A 16,760-nucleotide genomic window follows, 5' to 3' on the forward strand; every position below is an offset into this window, starting at 1 on the left:
ACCATTAAGATGCGGCCACAGGGCGTGGCCGCAGGCTTACGCCAGAATGCCGCTCAGACCGTGCAGGCTCATATAAATTCCTACTACGGTAATCAGCGCAGCGGAAATCCACGGCGCTTTACGGGAAAGCTCGTTAAACCCGGGCCAGCGTTTTGTCGCGTGCTTGAGGCTCAAGGCGGCAATCGCGCCTGAAGCCACCAGGGTTAATGCCAGACCAATACTGAAGCTGAATACCAGCGTTGCGCCGAGGGCAAAATGCTTCAGCTGCAGGCAGATCAGCAAAACGGTGATGGACGCCGGGCAGGGGATAAGCCCGCCGGTCAGGCCAAACATGACGATCTGTCCGGTGGTGACGTTTTGACCGCTAAAACGGCGGTTAATATCCTGCGCGTGCGCGCGCTGGTGGGCGTCCTGCCACTCTTCTTCAATTAGCGAATGTTCATGGTGATGATGATCATGATGGTGGTCATGGTGATCATGGTCGTGATGATGATCGTGTGGCTGGCTCTCTTTCCAGGTTCGCCACGCCATCCACAGGGCGATCGCAACGATCAACACCCCGGAGATCAGCTGGAACCAGGGTTCGGACGTATGCGCATCCCAGCCCCGACCAAACCATAATCCCGCCATAGCAACGAGCCAGACCACCGCCGTATGGGAGAGCGTGGCCGCCAGGCCTAGCAGTACCGCCTGTTTCAGCGTGCCGCGGATGGCCACGATAAAAGCGGCCATCATGGTCTTTGAGTGGCCCGGTTCCAGGCCATGCAGCGCGCCAAGCAGGATAGCGCTGGGAACAAACAGCCAGGCATTACCCTGCTGCAGGAGTGAAGCAAAATCGGTCATGGGGGATTCCGGCGTGGAAAATGTCTGCAAATACTACTCCCCCCCAGTAGTCTAATACTACCCCCCAGTAGAAAAATACTCAGGGGGAGTAGAGCGTGTTATGCTTTAAAAGCCAAAAATAAGGGATAGAGAGATGTCACATACCGTTCGCGACAAGAAAATGTTACTGACTCGCCTGAAGAAAATTCAGGGGCAGAGTAATGCCCTGGAGAAAATGCTCAACAGCGATCACGAATGCGCCGAGGTGTTACAGCAGCTGGCGGCGATCCGCGGGGCGGTCAACGGCATGATGATGCAGGTGATCGAAGGGCATTTAACCGATCATGTGGTGAAAGAACCTGAAGAAGCGCAGCGTGAAGCCGATCTTGGCGTGGTGCTGCAGGTGATCAAATCCTATCTTAAGTAGAATGCGTGCCGAGGTTATTCTCTGCCCAAAGGATAAATTCCATTTTCGGCAGCGCTTTGCTGTAGTACCAGCCCTGTCCGAACTGCACGCCGTGCTGGTGCAGCCAGGCGAGCTGCCCGGCGGTCTCGACGCCTTCCGCAACCATCGCCAGCTGCAGCGACTTCGCCATTTCAATAATGTGCGGCGTCACGTTTTTGTACTCCAGCGCATCCACGAATGATTTATCAATTTTTAGCGTGTCGACATCCAGATCCTGCAGGTAGCTCAGGCTGGAATAGCCCGTACCAAAATCATCTATATAGACAGGGTGCCCCGAACGACGGAATGCGGCGATAGCCGGCGCGCTGATTTTTGGATCGGCAAAGCCGCGCTCGGTGACCTCAAGGGCGATTTGGCTCGGGTGGACCTTCCATTTGTTCAGCAAGTGACTCAGCAGCGGCGGCAGCGTGCCGGAGGTCAAATCGGCGGGCGCGAGGTTGATGGAGATATGCTGATCGGGGTGAAGGTGCAGCCAGTTGCCCATATCCTCGAACACTTTTTCGATAACGAGCTGCGTCAGCTGGGAGATAAGCCCGGTTTGCTCAGCAAGGGGAATAAAAATATCAGGCGAGAGGCTGCTTCCGTCCGGCTGCGGCCAGCGCGTCAGCGCTTCTGCGCCGACAATTTTTCCGCTACACAGCGCCACGATGGGCTGATAGTGAACCACAAAATCGCGGCTGTTAATGGCGTCAAGCAGGCGGTTGCGCGGCGACTGAATGCGACGCAGTATCCGCAGGACAAAGAGCGCGGCAAGCAGGCTTATCAGGATGCCGAAGGGGAGCCATAAAAGCAGCTGCCGGTGCCAGGTTTCCGCCAGTGGTTTGAGCGTAGCCCATGCGACAACGGTAAACCCCAGTTCTGGTACAGGCTTCATAACGTACATTGAACCGTCGTACTGTATGCTGGTCATCTCCTGACCTTTGATCATGTCACGGATATGCGGATCGAGTGTATTGCTGCTGGCGAAGATACGGTGTGTTGTGCTTCCTACCAGGGCAGCATCAATCGCTATCTCGCCGAAAGGGATGACATCCACCAGTGAGGCCGGATCGACCAGGACAAGGTAATGACCTTGCCCCAGCACCGCCATGTAGCGATGAAACCCAAGATCGTTTTGCGTGGTCAGCCATGCGCTGTAACCGTCTTCGGTAATGCGCATCGGCGGGGGGAAAGGGGCGGCATGGCTGGTTTGCTCAAGAGAGGAGCAGAGCGGCCTGAGGTTGTCGATATAAATCACTTCCTGAACGTATCGCCACGAGAAAGCGACCCGTCGCATCTCCCTTAACTGCAACGGGCTGCACGGCACGCCCTCAAAGGCCTGCAGATGATTAAGCGCTTCTTTCGCCTGATCCACGACCTTGTCGGTGCGTATCAGCACGCGTGAGGCATAGTTTTCCAGCGCATCGACAAATTTATCTTCCGCCTGGCGATGGGCCAGCCAGATGCTCAGGCAAATGGGGACCAGCACGGAAAAGATGAGTACGCCAGTCACCAGACTGACCAGATGTCGGGTTTTCATGCTGTCGTGTCCTTCCTCGTATACCCGTTCCTGAGCACTGAGTTCCCTGCCTGAAGAGAAAGATTTTACCGCGAAATGATATAGTTATAGCACGTGGCTGGCCTGGTTTTCATTTTATCTCAGGTAAACCAGAAAATATCGTCAGAAGGAAGGGGTTGTTTTTAGAACCTGTCCTGGATATTATTTTGTTATGTTATAACAAAACATAAAGGATTGACGATGAAACCCAATATCCATCCAGCCTATCGCACCGTGGTCTTCCACGACACCAGCGCGAATGAATACTTCAAGGTTGGCTCAACCATTAAGACCGACCGCGAAATTGAACTCGACGGTGAAACATATCCGTATATCACCATCGAGGTTTCTTCAAAATCGCACCCGTTTTATACCGGTAAGCAGAAAACGTTCTCCACGGACGGTAGCGCAGCGCGCTTCCGCAAGCGTTTTGGCGGCTTTCTCAATGCGAAGCGGGGCTAACCATGCAGGTACTTAACTCATTACGCAGTGCAAAGCAGCGTCACCCGGATTGCCAGATAGTCAAACGCAAGGGACGCTTATACGTGATTTGCAAATCCAATCCGCGCTTTAAGGCGGTTCAGGGACGTAAAAAAAGACGCTAGACGCGCGTTTCTCGCCAGCTTTCCAGGGATCTTTTCTGTTTGCCATCGGCAGTAAAATTGTCGGTGGCAAGCCAGCGTTCAAAGGCGTTCGCCAGCGTCGGCCACTCTTTATCGAGAATCGAAAACCAGTCGGTATCCCGGTTGTGGCCTTTTATCACCAGCGCCTGGCGAAAGCGCCCCTCAAACTGAAAACCCAGGCGCAGGGCGGCTTTGCGAGAAGGTTCGTTCAGGCTATTGCACTTCCACTCATAACGCCGGTAGCCCAGGGTATCGAACACATACCGCATCAGCAGATATTGCGCCTCTGTTGACATGGGCGTGCGGCTTAAAAGAGGCGAGAAGTGAACGTGCCCCACCTCCACGACCCCGTTTTTAGGATCGATCCGCATCAGGGACAGCGTTCCAACGGGTGACTGAGTCCGGTTATCCATAACGGTAAAGTGTATGGGGTCGGATAACTCACTCACGCTCGCCACCCATTCGGCAAATTCCTCTGCGGTGGCATCGGGTTCACGCAGCAGCCATGTCCAGCTGCGCGTATCTCCGGCCAGGGAATAGGCGGAGAACAGCGCGTTGGCATGCTCCACGCGCAGCGGCTCAAGGCGACAATAGTGACCCTGAAGGACCACCCGGGACGGGTGCTGACGGGGTTGCCAGTCGGTAAGCGCTTCGCCCACCGGCTGTCCGAACTGATTGAATGTCTTCATCTTCATTTCCGTGACGTTGAAAAGAGTTTCAGACTAGTGAATTGCTGGTTCCTTAAAAAGAACCACTGCGCTATGTTTTGATGGTGCCACGAGGAGGCGAGATGAATATACCGGGTGATGAATTTTATACCTTGCTCAACGCAGCCCTGAAAACACGCGGGGAAGAGACGCTCCAGCGTGCGCTCTACCTTGCTCTGCGGGAGGCCATACTGTGCGGAAGGCTACGATCCGGCAGCCAGCTTTCCGGTTCGCGAACGCTTGCCCTGCAGCTCTCCCTTTCCCGGAATACCGTCAATGCGGCGCTGGACCAGCTCACTCTCGAAGGGTATTTGCAGCGTAATCGCCAGGGAACGCGGGTGGCACAGTTAGCTCACCGTTCCGTCACCCGGACAATGCCGGACCCTGCCATCACGCTCGCAAAACGGGTCGGGCTGCTGCCTGCGCCAGTGCCCCGGGACACGCCTGTTCTGGCGTTTACCCCAGGCACGCCGGCCATCAACTATTTTCCGCTGCCGCTGTGGCGGCGACTGTACGATCGCGTGATGCGGGAGGAGGGAAATGCTCTGCTAGGGTATGGCGACCCGGCCGGCGAGCCGTCGCTGCGGGCCGCGATTGCCCGACATCTTGCCCTGTCCCGGGGTATTGACTGCGACGCCAGCCAGATTGTGATAACCGAAGGCGCGCTTGAAGGCGTCAACCTGTGTACGATGCTGTTGAGCGAGCCGGGGGATATCGCCTGGGTAGAAAACCCCGGCTATAGCGGGGCAAAAAGCGCGTTTGTTAAAACCGGCCTGGCAATGACGGGAATACCGGTTGATGACGAGGGAATGTGCTGGGAAGGGCTGGATGCGCCTGCACCCTCACTGATTTTTACCTCACCTTCGCACCAGTTCCCTTACGGGAGCGTGCTCAGCGCGCGGCGGCGGCTGGCGCTGCTGGAACTGGCCGGGCAGCACAACGCGTGGATCATTGAAGATGATTACGACAGCGAGTTCCGTTATGCCGGTGAGCCCGTACCGGCGATGCTGGGAATGGTCAACAATGCGCCCGTTGTGTATCTGGGGACGTTCAGTAAAACGCTGTTTCCGTCGCTCCGAATGGGGTTCATGGTGTTACCGCCAGCGCTGGCGAAAGCGGCTCGCCCGGCCATCGGCTCGCTGTTGCGCGGTGGGCATCGTGCCGAACAGCGCACGCTGGCGCTGTTCATTGAGGACGGTCATTACGCTCGCCATCTTGCCGCCATGCGTCGGCTCTACCGTAAACGCTATCGCCAGCTGCGGGAGGTGCTGGGCGCAGAGCTTCATGCGCCGCACCGTATTCTGGCCGGTGAAGGCGGGATGCATCTGACGCTGGCGATAGACGATATTGATGACCAGAAACTGGTGGAGCAGGCGAGGGCGTTTCAACTGGCCCCCGCTGCACTGAGCGGGTACTACCTGGAGGCGAAGCAGGGGCAAACCGGTCTGGTTTTAGGTTACGGCAATACCTCTGCTTCTCAGTTTGCCCCGGGGATCCGACGTCTGCAGGCGCTCATTACGCAGCAGCAGGGCGGGAAAGGCTAAAGACATCATAGAAAGAGAGCTGTCCTTTAGTGGAGACCATTTTCTGCAGCTTCTCTTTTTGCCCGGCTTCAACCGCCGGAGAATGCAGGATGTTTTCGATCAGTTCCGCTGGCACGAAACGCGTGTTGTACCATTCGCCGTTGTAGCAGACCCGGAAATCGAGCACGTCGATATCTTCGTAACGGTAGCGCGGATTCACGTCGAAAAAGAAAAAGGCGTTAAAGACGACAAACAGTACAACCAGCAGCCAGACGGAGTCCACCAGCGTTTCGGATGTCAGCATTACAATAAGCGTCGCCAGCCAGGCGGCATACATGGCGACAAACAGTCCAGGATGTTTGCGAATAAAGCTAATGCTAAAGTGTGGGCGATTGTCGCGCTTTTCGCGGAGGTTAAGATCGTCGATGGTGGCGGTAAGCAGGCGCTGTATCTCGGTCATTTTTTGCCTTCATGAGAGTTGACAATACAGGGTGTCTGCCAATTTTAGGGGAGCCATCAGGCTGAAAAAAGTAACAGTCTGGCGCTAAAAGACCATAACAGTTGGCTCCCCGTAACCTCACAGCGTTTTAATGATTTTGGCCGGGTTGCCGCCAACGACGACGTTAGCCGGGACGTCTTTCGTCACGACGGCGCCGGAGGCCACCACGACATTATCACCAATGGTGACGCCAGGGTTAATGACCGCCCGGCCACCAATCCAGACGTTATCGCCAATGCTGACAGGTTTTCCAAACTCCACGCCGCTATTGCGTTCCTCCGCATCCAGCGGGTGGGTTGCCGTATAAATATGAACACCCGGCGCGAGCATGCAGTTATCGCCAATATGAACAGGGCAGACATCCAGCATTACACAGTCGAAGTTAGCGTAAAAGTTTTTGCCCAGATAAATGTTATATCCATAGTCGCAGCGGAAGCTCGGTTCTATATAAGCGCCTTCGCTTTGTCCCAGAAGTTCCGCCAGAATGTTCTGGCGTTCTGTTTTTTCATCAGGTGCGGTGTGGTTATAGCGATAGACCAGATGGCGGGCTCGCAGTCGGTCGGCCCGTAACGTCTCATCGCCGGGACGATAATGTTCACCGGCAATCATCTTCTGTTTTTCTAAGCTCATTGGAAACCTCGCTGGATGTGATTACCGCAGGGTAATCTGAACAGGCCAGGAGGGGAACGTTCCCGAAAAGCCGATGTGACTGGCGTCACAACATTGCTGCTGAAAAACACGTTTTACACGGAGACCTGGCCTGGGCACAGGGAGTATAACGGGATAGGTAAAAACTGAGAACGAGGCGTAGAACTCTACAGACACCCTTCAAAGATTAACGGACAAATTTCCACACAGAAGTAGGGATTTTGTCATACAGCTTATTCATTGTCAGCTCGGCAAGACGATGGTCAGCGGCTGAATAAAATACCGCCAGCTCATTATCCGAAAGCTCGTATTTATTCTTTTCAATGACGCGCTCAAGCGTGTCAATTGACTGACAACGTCGTAAGCGCATCAAATAATCGACTTTTGTGAGTGGTTTATCAGACATAAATTCACCTTAGTAATTGTAATAATTTTAACAGGAAAGACTAACCGGGTTAGCTCTGCTCACGTTGACGAAACAGCGGAATAGCCGGTTCCCCGATTTACGCCATTTTTGCAAATCCTGGGCGTTAATGCCGTAACTGCTGAACAACATAAAGGTGTCGTCCAGGTATTCATCAATTTGCTCAATGAGCTTATTATCTTCATTGTACTTAATTTTATAATTAAGTGCGAAGGTTGCGATATGCTCTATCAGCTCATTCAACTGTAAATTGATAGCAGACGTTGGGTCGTTTACCCAGCCATGGTTGCTTTCATCAAGGTTGGCAAGGCAGTCATGGTACAAGGATTCGCAGAGAAATTTCAACTGCGCGATATCATGCCTTTTTGGCGAGTACTCGTCCATAGCGCATCCCCTTCTGAGTGATTTCTTACTCACCGAACATCATTGTCGGGATGGATACAACTGACTTAGCTACATGAGTGCTGTGTTCCTGATAACCTAACTATAAGCCACTCCTTCCTGGATTTCATCGCGCGATTACGAAAAATTACAAATAAAACCGCAGACATGCGAGCAAGTACGCAAATGGTCATCCCGGACTCAACTTTTTATCCAAATTAACGAGGGTGCTTTATCGCTTCCTTACGTTTCATCGGCTTAGCAAAATGATGAGAAAAGTTCAGATTCAGACTTATCTTTGTAAGAACTTCTTATTAGGAATATTCCTAATAACTTAAGCGGAGAAATGAAATTAAAAAAATCCTGAATTCACCGATTAAGTTATCAGTTAATTATGATATGTCTATTTAAGATGGCAGAAAATAAATAGAACCACAATAAGCGTAATTTATGATTTTTTCTGAAAATGAAAAAGGCCGCTAATGCGGCCTTTTTATCATGTGAAACCGGTATCAGTGAGGTTCTACCGAATGCGTGTGTTCAATATCCTCATTCTTCCGGCTGAAGCGGCGGCGAACCACCACGAAGAACACCGGTACGAAGAAGATAGCGAGTACGGTTGCGGTAACCATACCACCCATAACGCCTGTACCGACCGCGTTCTGCGCACCGGAGCCAGCACCGGAACTGATAACCAGCGGCAGTACGCCGAGGATAAACGCCAGTGATGTCATCAGGATTGGGCGCAGACGCATACGAACAGCCTCAAGCGTCGCCTCAATAAGGCCTTTACCTTCTTTCTCCATCAGATCTTTGGCGAATTCAACGATAAGTATCGCGTTCTTCGCCGACAAGCCAATGGTTGTCAGCAGGCCTACCTGGAAGTACACGTCGTTGGTCAGTCCGCGGAACGTTGCCGCAAGCAGCGCACCGATAACCCCAAGCGGTACCACCAGCATAACGGAGAACGGAATTGACCAGCTCTCGTACAGCGCTGCCAGACACAGGAAGACGACGATCAGTGAAATCGCGTACAGGGCAGGGGCCTGGTTTCCGGACAGACGTTCCTGATAGGACATACCGGTCCAGTCGTAGCCGATACCCGAAGGCAGTTTACTCGCCAGCTCTTCCATCAGATTCATGGCTTCACCGGTGCTTCGGCCCGGCGCGGCCTGACCCAGGATTTCCATCGATGGCAGACCGTTATAGCGTTCCAGACGCGGCGAACCGTATTCCCAGCGTGACGTTGAGAACGCCGAGAACGGTACCATCTGACCATTGCTGCCGCGCACGAACCAGCTGTTGATATCGTTTGGCAACATACGGTATTGCGCCTCTGACATCACGTACACTTTCTTCACGCGGCCACGGTCGATGAAGTCGTTAACGTAGCTACCGCCCCAGGCGGCGCCCAGCGTGGTATTAATGTCACTGATGGATACGCCCAGCGCCTGGGCTTTCTCCTGGTCGATGTCGATTTTATACTGCGGCGTATCTTCCAGGCCGTTTGGACGCACGCCGACCAGCAGGTCAGGGTGCTTAGCCACTTCGCCAAACAGCTGGTTACGTGCCTGCGTCAGTTTTTCGTGACCCAGACCGCCCTGGTCAATCAGCTGGAAGTCGAAGCCGGTCGCGGTACCCAGTTCAACAATCGCTGGCAGGTTAAAGGCGAAGACCATCGCATCTTTAATCTGTGAGAAGGTGCCCATTGCACGGCCGGTGATGGCTTCAACCTTGTTCTTTTCGCCCGGACGTTCAGACCAGTCTTTCAGAGAAACGAAGGCAATACCTGTGTTCTGACCACGACCCGCAAAGCCAAAGCCGTTAACCGCAAACACGGATTCAACGTTGTCTTTCTCTTTGGTGAGGTAGTAGTCCGTCACTTCATCCAGCACTTTCTGGGTACGCTCTTGCGACGCACCCGCAGGAAGCTGTGCCATTGTCAGGAACACGCCCTGGTCTTCATCCGGCAGGAACGAGCTTGGCAGACGAACGAACAGGAACGCCATCCCCACCACGATGATGATATAGAGCAGCAGGTAACGACCGGTGCTGCGCAGGATGTTGCCCACGCTGTCGGTGTAGTGGTGCGTGCTCTTGTCAAACATGCGGTTAAACCAGCCGAAGAACCCTTTATGCTCGCCGTGACCGCCTTTCTGAATCGGCTTCAGCATGGTGGCACACAGCGCAGGCGTCAGGATCAACGCGACCAGCACCGACAGCGCCATCGCGGAAACGATGGTAATTGAGAACTGACGGTAAATCGCACCGGTAGAGCCCCCGAAGAAAGCCATCGGGATAAATACCGCAGACAGCACCATCGCGATACCGACCAGCGCGCCCTGGATCTGACCCATTGATTTACGGGTCGCTTCCTTCGGCGGTAGACCTTCTTCCGCCATCACGCGCTCGACGTTCTCTACCACGACGATGGCATCATCCACCAGCAGGCCGATGGCGAGCACCATCCCGAACATCGTCAGGGTGTTTATCGAGTAGCCAAATATCGACAGGATCGCAAAGGTCCCGAGCAGAACAACCGGCACGGCAATCGTTGGGATAAGCGTCGCGCGGAAGTTTTGCAGGAACAGGTACATCACCAGGAACACCAGGATGATCGCTTCTACCAGCGTTTTAACCACTTCGTGAATCGAAATTTTGACGAACGGCGTGGTGTCGTACGGGTAAACGATTTTCAGACCTGACGGGAAGAACGGTTCCATCTTCTTCAGCTCTGCGCGGATCGCCGTGGCGGTGTCCAGGGCGTTAGCCCCTGTCGCCAGTTTGATACCCAGACCGGAAGCCGGTTTACCGTTGAACTTCGCGATGATGTCGTAGTTCTCACCGCCCAGCTCGACCTTAGCCACGTCGCGCAGGCGAACCTGGGAACCGTCCTGATTCACTTTCAGCAGAATTTTGCTGAACTCATCGGCAGAGGTCAGACGGGTCTGTGCGATGATCGAGGCGTTAAGCTGCTGGCCTTTCACCGGCGGCGTACCGCCTAGCTGACCGGCTGCCACCTGGGCGTTCTGAGCTTTAATCGCATTGATCACGTCAACGGGGGTCAGCTGGAAGTTGTTCAGTTTGTTCGGATCCATCCATATACGCATCGCGTACTGTGAACCGAACAGCTGAACGTCACCCACACCGGAAGTACGGCTGATGGCGTCCTTCATATTGGCACCCACGTAGTCGGAAATATCCTCCTGCGTCATGGTGCCGTTGGTGTTGATAACGCCGACAACCATCAGGAAGCTGCTGGACGATTTCTCGACGCTCACACCCTGCTGTTGTACTTCCTGCGGCAGCAAAGGCATCGCCAGCTGCAGTTTGTTCTGCACCTGAACCTGCGCAATGTCAGCATCCGTACCTGACTGGAAGGTCAGGGTGATCTGAACTGTACCGGTAGAGTCACTGTTTGAGGACATGTACATCAGGTTATCGATACCGTTCATGTTCTGTTCGATAACCTGAGTGACGGTGTCCTGCACCGTTTTCGCATCAGCCCCAGGGTAGGTTGCGGAGATGGTCACCGCCGGTGGCGCAATCGTTGGATATTGCGCGACAGGCAGCTTCAGGATCGCAAGTCCCCCGGCCAGCATGATGATAATGGCGATCACCCACGCAAATATGGGGCGATCGATAAAGAAATTAGGCATGTCTTAACGGCTCCTGTTTAAGTTAAGACTTGGTTTGTTCTGACTGGCCAGCGGCCGAAGCTTGTTGTTTATCGTCAGATTTCACTTCCTGTGCTTTAACCTGCGCGCCAGGACGAACTTTTTGCAAACCAGAAACAATCACGCGATCGCCATCTTTCAGACCTTCCGTCACCAGCCATTTATCGCCAATCGCCTGGGTGGCGGTGATATTGCGCGTTTCGACTTTGTCATCTGCACCTACAACCAGTGCGCTCGCATCGCCGCGTGGCGTTCGGGTCACACCCTGCTGTGGAACCAGAAGGGCGGTTGGATTCGTTCCTTCTTCCAGACGCGCGCGAACGAACATACCTGGCAGCAGGTTTTTGTCAGGGTTCGGGAAAATCGCACGTAAGGTGATGGAACCGGTGGTCTGGTCGACCGTCACGTCAGAGAATTCCAGCGTACCTTCCTGCGGGAACTTGATACCGTCGTTGGTAATCAGCTCCACTTTGGCTTTGCCGTTTTCCTGTTTCAGGGTGCCGTTAGCCAGCTCCTGTTTCAGGCGTAGGAAATCATTGCTGGACTGCGTCACGTCAACGTAGATCGGATCAAGCTGCTGCACGGTCGCCAGCGCGGTGGTCTGACCGTTCTGCACCAGTGCCCCTTCCGTGACGGAAGACTTACCAATACGACCATTGATAGGGGAGGTCACTTTGGTATAGGCCAGGTTGATGCGCGCGGTTTCGACCGCCGCTTTGGCTGCCACTACGGCTGCGTTAGCCTGCTGCGCATCTGCCAGGGCGGTATCGTAATCCTGTTGGCTGATGTACTTGGTACCGAGCAGTTTTTGATAACGATTCACCGTCAGCTGGGCAATTTTGGCTGCGGCCTGTGCTTTCGCCAGGTCGCCTTTCGCGCTTTCATAATTTGCCTGATAGGTTGCGGGATCAATCTGATACAGAGACTCACCGGCCTTCACATCACCGCCTTCGGTGAAGTTACGTTTCAGGATAATGCCACTAACCTGAGGACGCACTTCCGCAATGCGGTAAGCATTTGTACGGCCTGGTAACTCGGTGGTGATTTGTAGAGGTTCAGATTTGAGCGTCACGACGCCTACTTCTGGCGCCTGCTGAGCTCCTTGTTGAGCTGGTTTGTCGTCACATCCTGTTAGCGCTAAGCTGCCTGAGAGCATCAGAACGACTGCCAGAGGCGTTAACCCTCTGTTTTTGTTCATATGTAAACCTCGAGTGTCCGATTTCAAATTGATCAAGGGTCCTGAGTCTAAAACCCGTTGCTGCGTTTATATTATCGTCATGCTATGGTACATACATTCACAAATGTATGTAAATCTGACTCCTGTAAATTCACCCACCTATGGCACGAAAAACTAAACAACAAGCGCTGGAAACCCGACAACACATTCTGGATGTGGCAATACGTTTGTTCTCTCAGCAGGGTGTTTCGTCAACCTCGCTGGCACAAATTGCTCAGGCTGCCGGTGTGACGCGGGGAGCGATTTACTGGCATTTTAAAGATAAGTCAGATCTGTTCGGTGAAATCTGGGAGCTTTCAGAGTCCAGCATTAGCGATCTCGAGAGTGAGTATCGGGCAAAATTCCCTGATGATCCACTCTCAGTAATGAGAGAAATATTAGTATATATCCTTGAAGCGACGGTAGTTGAAGAACGTCGCAGATTAATGATGGAAATAATTTATCATAAATGCGAGTTCGTGGGCGAAATGGCGGTGGTGCAACAGGCGCAACGCAGCCTCAGCCTCGAAAGCTATGACCGTATCGAACTGAACCTGAACCTGTGTATGCAGGCAAAGCTGTTACCGGCCAATCTCTTGACCCGCCGGGCGGCTATCCTGATGCGCGGCTACATTTCAGGTCTGATGGAAAACTGGCTGTTTGCCCCGCAATCCTTTGACCTCAAAGAGGAAGCCCGCAGCTACGTGGCGATTTTACTGGAAATGCTACAGCTCTGCCCGTCGCTGCGCAGCGACGCGCCATCGCTAACTGCCTGAGTCATTTCCAGGATTTATCTCAGAGGCTCACGTTCGCGCTATTCTGCTTCCGGCGAGCGTGATATTCTTCACGCCGGACTATTTTCGGTCATCTTCTGACATCATTCACAACTATGCTGCCCATCAATCGCTCGCAACATCCTGTTTTTGCATTGCTCTTTGCGATGCTGTTTTTCTTTGCCACGGCGCCGCTGACCTGGGCCCGCGCCGATAACAGCAATGACATTCCCTCGCGTGGCGATGTTCAGTCGCAGCTCGACGCGCTGAACAAACAAAAAGAGCTCTCTCCTCAGGATAAGCTCATCCAGCAGGATCTGACGGAAACGCTGGAAACGCTGGATAAAATTGAACGCGTCAAAGCCGATACCGCCCAGCTTCGTCAGAAGGTGGCGCAGGCTCCTGAAAACATGCGCAAGGCGACGGAATCGCTGAACGCCCTGAGCGACGTCGATAACGATACCGAAACGCGCAAGACGCTCTCGACGCTCTCTTTACGTCAGCTGGAGTCGCGCGTCGCGCAACTGCTCGACGACCTGCAAACCGCGCAGTCCGACCTCGCGACCTATAACAGCCAGCTTGTCTCCCTGCAAACCCAGCCGGAACGCGTGCAAAACTTGATGTACTCCGCGTCTCAGCAGCTGCAGCAGATCCGCAACCGTCTGAACGGCACGACGGTGGGAGAGGGAACGCTGCGCCCGACCCAGCAAACCCTGCTGCTGGTTCAGCAGACGTTGCTCAATGCACAAATCGAACAGCAGCGTAAAAGTCTGGAAGGGAATACGGTGCTGCAGGACACCCTGCAAAAACAGCGCGATTACGTCACCGCCAACATTAATCGTCTTGAACACCAGCTTCAGCTGTTGCAGGAGGCGGTTAACAGCAAGCGCCTGACGCTGACGGAAAAAACCGCCCAGGAGGCCGTATCGCCTGATGAGACCGCCCGCATTCAGGCGAATCCACTGGTGAAACAGGAGCTCGACGCCAACCACCAGCTTAGCCAGCGCCTGATACAGGCGACGGAAAAGGGTAACTCACTGGTTCAGCAAAATATCAAAGTGAAGAACTGGCTGGATCGCGCGCTGCAGGCTGAGCGCAACATCAAAGAGCAGATCGCGGTCCTGAAGGGCAGCCTCCTGCTGTCGCGTATTCTCTACCAGCAGCAGCAGACGCTCCCGTCCGCTGATGAGCTGGAAGACATGACCAACCGCATCGCGGATTTGCGTCTGGAACAGTTTGACGTCAACCAGCAGCGCGATGCCCTTTTCCAGAGCGATAGCTTTGTCGCCAAAATTGAAGAGGGCCATTCCAGCGACGTGAACCCGGAAGTGCACGACGCGCTGCTCCAGGTCGTCGATATGCGTCGCGAGCTGCTGGACCAGCTCAACAAACAGCTGGGTAACCAGCTGATGATGGCCATTAACCTGCAAATCAACCAGCAGCAGCTGGTGAGCGTCTCGAAAAGTCTGCAGGAGATCCTGACCCAGCAGATTTTCTGGGTAAACAGCAACAAACCGATGGACTGGGACTGGATTAAATCCTTCCCTGAGACGCTGAAAACGCAGATTAAGAGCATGAAGATCACCGTAAACTGGGAGAAAGCCTGGCCTGCGGTGACGATTGCCTTGCTCGCGGGATTACCGCTGCTGCTGATTGCTGGCCTGATCCGCTGGCGTCTGGGCTGGCTGAAAAAATACCAGGCGAAGCTGGCCTCCGAAGTGGGGCAACTGCGTAACGATAGCCAGCTTCATACGCCAAAAGCGATTCTGATCGATCTCATTCGCGCCCTGCCGGTGTGCCTGATTATTCTGGCTGTGGGCCTGATTCTGCTCACCATGCAGCTCAACGTCAGCGATCTGCTGTGGGCGTTCAGTAAAAAACTGGCGCTGTTCTGGCTGGTGTTTGGCGTGTGCTGGAAGGTGCTGGAAAAAGACGGCGTGGCGGTGCGTCATTTCAACATGCCTGCGCAGCTGACCAGCCACTGGCGTCGCCAGATTGTGCGCATCAGCCTGGCCCTCCTGCCGCTGCACTTCTGGTCGGTTGTTTCTGAGCTTTCCCCGCTGCATCTGATGGATGATGTGCTGGGCCAGCTGGTCATCCTGCTGAACCTGCTGCTGATTGCGATCCTGATGTGGCCGATGTGCCGCGACAGCTGGCGTGATAAAGAGTCCCACAATATCCGTCTGGCCACCGTGACCGTGCTGGCGATCATTCCGCTGGCGCTGATGGTGCTGACGGCAACGGGCTACTTCTATACCACGCTGCGTCTGTCCGGGCGCTGGATTGAAACGGTCTATCTGGTGATCGTCTGGAACCTGCTCTATCAGACCGTACTGCGCGGCCTGAGCGTGGCGGCCCGCCGCATCGCCTATCGCCGTGCCATTGCGCGTCGTCAGCATCAGGTGAAAGAGGGGGCCGAAGGTGCGGAGCCGCAGGAAGAGCCGACCATCGCGCTGGAGCAGGTTAACCAGCAGACGCTGCGTATCACCATGCTGGTGATGATCGCCCTGTTTGCGGTGATGTTCTGGGCTATCTGGTCCGATCTTATTACCGTTTTCGCCTATCTCGACAGTATTACCCTCTGGCAATACAACGGCACCGAAGCGGGCGCGGCGGTCATGAAAAGCGTGACCATGGGCAGCCTGCTGTTTGCGCTGGTGTCGTCGGTGGTGGCCTGGGCGCTGATCCGCAACCTGCCAGGCCTGCTCGAAGTGCTGCTCCTGTCACGTCTGAATCTTCGCCAGGGGGCGTCCTACGCCATTACGACGATCCTCAACTACGTGATCATTATTGTTGGGGCGATGACGGTCTTTGGTTCGCTTGGCGTCTCGTGGGATAAACTGCAGTGGCTGGCGGCCGCTCTCTCGGTCGGTCTTGGTTTTGGCCTGCAGGAGATCTTCGGTAACTTTGTCTCCGGCCTGATCATCCTGTTCGAACGTCCGGTACGTATCGGCGATACCGTTACCATCGGTACCTTCTCCGGTACGGTCAGCAAGATCCGTATTCGTGCCACCACCATCACCGACTTCGATCGCAAAGAGGTGATCATCCCGAACAAAGCGTTCGTGACCGAGCGTCTGATCAACTGGTCGCTATCGGATACGGTGACGCGCGTGGTGATCCGCCTGGGCGTGGCCTATGGATCGGATCTGGATAAGGTGAAAGAGGTGCTGCTGAAGGCGGCGTCTGAGCATCCGAAAGTGATGCACGATCCGGCTCCGGCGGTCTTCTTCACCACCTTTGGGCCGAGTACGCTGGATCACGAGCTGCGTTTATACGTGCGTGAACTGCGTGACCGCAGCTACACGGTGGATGAACTTAACCGTTCTATCGATCGTCTGTGCCGTGAAAACGATATTAATATCGCCTTCAACCAGCTTGAGGTTCACCTGCGTAACGAGAAAGGTGATGAGCATACGGAAGTGAAGCGCGACATTAAGGGCGACGACCCGACTCCGGCTTAA

The 16,760-nt window shown here is 54.3% G+C and carries 15 protein-coding genes; 6 read left to right on the plus strand and 9 right to left on the minus strand.

The genetic code is table 11. The annotated features are described in order from the left end of the window. Nucleotides 1-36: 36 nt before the first annotated feature. Entirely contained in the window at nt 37-843 is an 807-nt protein-coding gene (locus DOU50_RS16030; RefSeq protein WP_148769740.1) for a nickel/cobalt efflux protein RcnA, read from the minus strand. Nucleotides 844-976: 133 nt separating this feature from the next. Here DOU50_RS16030 and DOU50_RS16035 point away from each other — a divergent pair, with 133 nt between their 5' ends. Continuing rightward, complete coding sequence (locus tag DOU50_RS16035) at nt 977-1,249, plus strand: metal/formaldehyde-sensitive transcriptional repressor (RefSeq protein WP_024906840.1); 273 nt, start codon at nt 977-979, stop codon at nt 1,247-1,249. On the opposite strand, the gene DOU50_RS16040 is transcribed toward DOU50_RS16035, so the two are convergent. Next, complete coding sequence (locus tag DOU50_RS16040) at nt 1,242-2,807, minus strand: EAL domain-containing protein (RefSeq protein ID WP_148769741.1); 1,566 nt, start codon at nt 2,805-2,807, stop codon at nt 1,242-1,244. The two genes, DOU50_RS16035 and DOU50_RS16040, sit on opposite strands and share 8 nt — an antisense overlap. A gap of 219 nt (nt 2,808-3,026) precedes the next feature. Here DOU50_RS16040 and DOU50_RS16045 point away from each other — a divergent pair, with 219 nt between their 5' ends. Then, nucleotides 3,027-3,287 (plus strand): type B 50S ribosomal protein L31, encoded by a 261-nt coding sequence (locus DOU50_RS16045; RefSeq protein ID WP_006176933.1) that lies wholly within the window; start codon nt 3,027-3,029, stop codon nt 3,285-3,287. 2 nt (nt 3,288-3,289) lie between these two features. Then, nucleotides 3,290-3,430, plus strand: a complete 141-nt coding sequence (gene ykgO / locus DOU50_RS16050; RefSeq protein WP_003859006.1) for a type B 50S ribosomal protein L36 — start codon at nt 3,290-3,292, stop codon at nt 3,428-3,430. Here ykgO and DOU50_RS16055 read toward each other — a convergent pair. Beyond that, nucleotides 3,427-4,137: a GNAT family N-acetyltransferase gene (locus tag DOU50_RS16055; protein ID WP_148769742.1), complete on the minus strand. Its 711-nt coding sequence runs from the start codon at nt 4,135-4,137 to the stop codon at nt 3,427-3,429. The two genes, ykgO and DOU50_RS16055, sit on opposite strands and share 4 nt — an antisense overlap. 101 nt (nt 4,138-4,238) lie before the next feature. Between DOU50_RS16055 and DOU50_RS16060 the strand changes: the two genes are divergently transcribed. Further along, nucleotides 4,239-5,699, plus strand: coding sequence for a PLP-dependent aminotransferase family protein (locus tag DOU50_RS16060; protein ID WP_148769743.1), 1,461 nt, complete (start codon nt 4,239-4,241; stop codon nt 5,697-5,699). Here DOU50_RS16060 and DOU50_RS16065 read toward each other — a convergent pair. The 6 genes from DOU50_RS16065 to acrA all read right to left on the minus strand — a co-directional run bounded on the left by DOU50_RS16065 (nt 5,671) and on the right by acrA (nt 12,505). After that, the gene (locus DOU50_RS16065; protein ID WP_148769744.1) at nt 5,671-6,138 is read right to left on the minus strand and encodes a YlaC family protein; all 468 of its coding nucleotides are present in this window, start codon (nt 6,136-6,138) and stop codon (nt 5,671-5,673) included. The genes DOU50_RS16060 and DOU50_RS16065 overlap by 29 nt on opposite strands. Nucleotides 6,139-6,255: 117 nt before the next feature. Further along, nucleotides 6,256-6,807 carry a maltose O-acetyltransferase gene (gene maa / locus DOU50_RS16070; protein ID WP_090417995.1) on the minus strand — a complete coding sequence of 184 codons (552 nt, stop codon included), beginning with the start codon at nt 6,805-6,807 and terminating at the stop codon, nt 6,256-6,258. 205 nt (nt 6,808-7,012) lie between these two features. Then, complete coding sequence (locus DOU50_RS16075; protein WP_010428174.1) at nt 7,013-7,231, minus strand: HHA domain-containing protein; 219 nt, start codon at nt 7,229-7,231, stop codon at nt 7,013-7,015. Between the two features lie 27 nt (nt 7,232-7,258). Further along, entirely contained in the window at nt 7,259-7,633 is a 375-nt protein-coding gene (gene tomB, locus DOU50_RS16080) for an Hha toxicity modulator TomB (protein ID WP_008499288.1), read from the minus strand. 509 nt (nt 7,634-8,142) lie between these two features. Then, nucleotides 8,143-11,289, minus strand: coding sequence for a multidrug efflux RND transporter permease subunit AcrB (gene acrB / locus DOU50_RS16085; RefSeq protein WP_024906846.1), 3,147 nt, complete (start codon nt 11,287-11,289; stop codon nt 8,143-8,145). A gap of 22 nt (nt 11,290-11,311) precedes the next feature. Then, a complete protein-coding gene (gene acrA / locus DOU50_RS16090) occupies nt 11,312-12,505 on the minus strand; it encodes a multidrug efflux RND transporter periplasmic adaptor subunit AcrA (protein WP_048991485.1) in 1,194 nt (397 codons plus the stop codon). Between the two features lie 140 nt (nt 12,506-12,645). Here acrA and acrR point away from each other — a divergent pair, with 140 nt between their 5' ends. After that, nucleotides 12,646-13,299: a multidrug efflux transporter transcriptional repressor AcrR gene (acrR, locus tag DOU50_RS16095; protein ID WP_024906848.1), complete on the plus strand. Its 654-nt coding sequence runs from the start codon at nt 12,646-12,648 to the stop codon at nt 13,297-13,299. Between the two features lie 113 nt (nt 13,300-13,412). Then, nucleotides 13,413-16,760, plus strand: coding sequence for a mechanosensitive channel MscK (gene mscK, locus DOU50_RS16100; RefSeq protein ID WP_048991483.1), 3,348 nt, complete (start codon nt 13,413-13,415; stop codon nt 16,758-16,760).

Source organism: Enterobacter sp. C6, from assembly GCF_008122455.1.
GTDB classification, from domain to species: domain Bacteria; phylum Pseudomonadota; class Gammaproteobacteria; order Enterobacterales; family Enterobacteriaceae; genus Enterobacter; species Enterobacter pseudoroggenkampii.